At 71.8% G+C, this 1,242-nt stretch carries 2 pseudogenes; both read right to left on the bottom strand.

Annotation, left to right across the window (positions count from 1 at the left end):
• Positions 1–146 (bottom strand): annotated as a pseudogene (locus ACFV0Q_RS41805) (2-oxoacid:ferredoxin oxidoreductase subunit beta); the annotation flags it as partial.
• Positions 139–1,242 (bottom strand): annotated as a pseudogene (locus ACFV0Q_RS41800) (2-oxoglutarate ferredoxin oxidoreductase subunit alpha); the annotation flags it as partial. The pseudogenes ACFV0Q_RS41805 and ACFV0Q_RS41800, both read right to left, overlap by 8 nt.

Here is a 1,242-nt window from a genome sequence, read left to right as displayed (position 1 = left end):
CCCAGCTCGGGCATGAAGCCCTGAACGGCGGCCAGGACCGCGTAGTCACCGCAGCCCGGGCACCAGCGGACCTCCTGGTCCGACTTGAAGTCCTTGGCCGCGAGCGCCGCCTCCGCCCTGGGGATCAGGCTCAGTGCCTCAGTCATCGTTGGCCTCCTTGAGGACCGCGGCGAGCTGCTCCGCCTTGAAGGGCATGCCGTTGACCTGGGTGTGGGAGAGGGCGTCCACCAGGTACCTGGCGCGCAGGAGCGTGGCGAGCTGGCCGAGGTTCATCTCCGGGACGACGACGCGGTCGTAGCGAGCGAGGACCTCGCCCAGGTTCCGGGGGAAGGGGTTCAGGTGGCGCAGGTGCGCCTGGGCGATGGCCGTCCCCGCCGTGCGCAGGAGGCGGACGGCGGCGGTGATGGGGCCGTACGTGGAACCCCAGCCCAGGACGAGGGTCCGGGCCGCGCCCGACGGGTCGTCGACCTCCAGGTCCGGGACCTCGATCCCGTCGATCTTCGCCTGCCGGGTCCGGACCATGAACTCGTGGTTCGCCGGGTCGTACGAGATGTTGCCGGTGCCGTCCTGCTTCTCGATCCCGCCGATGCGGTGTTCGAGGCCGGGAGTGCCGGGGACCGCCCAGGGGCGGGCCAGGGTCTCCGGATCCCGCTTGTAGGGCCAGAACACCTCCGTCCCGTCGGGCAGGGTGTGGTTGGGGCCCGTCGCGAACCGGGTCCGCAGGTCGGGCAGTTCGTCGGGGCGGGGGATCCGCCAGGGCTCGGAGCCGTTGGCGAGGTAGCCGTCGGAGAGCAGGAACACCGGGGTCCGGTACGTCAGCGCGATCCGGACGGCCTCCAGCGTCGCGTCGAAGCAGTCGGCCGCCGTCCTGGGGGCGACGATCGAGACGGGGGCCTCGCCGTTGCGCCCGTACATGGCCTGGAGGAGGTCCGCCTGCTCCGTCTTGGTCGGCAGACCGGTCGACGGGCCGCCCCGCTGGATGTCGACGATCAGCAGCGGCAGCTCCAGCGACACCGCCAGCCCGATCGCCTCCGACTTCAGCGCCACGCCCGGACCGGAGGTGGTGGTCACGCCGAGAGCGCCGCCGAAGGCCGCGCCCAGCGCGGCGCCGATCCCGGCGATCTCGTCCTCGGCCTGGAAGGTCCGTACGCCGAAGTTCTTGTGCTTGCTGAGCTCGTGCAGGATGTCGGAGGCCGGGGTGATCGGGTAGGAGCCCAGGTAGAGCGGCAGGTCCGCCTGCCG

Source organism: Streptomyces sp. NPDC059564, from assembly GCF_042735575.1.
Lineage (GTDB): Bacteria > Actinomycetota > Actinomycetes > Streptomycetales > Streptomycetaceae > Streptomyces.
This window is presented reverse-complemented; position numbering and strand designations above follow the sequence as displayed.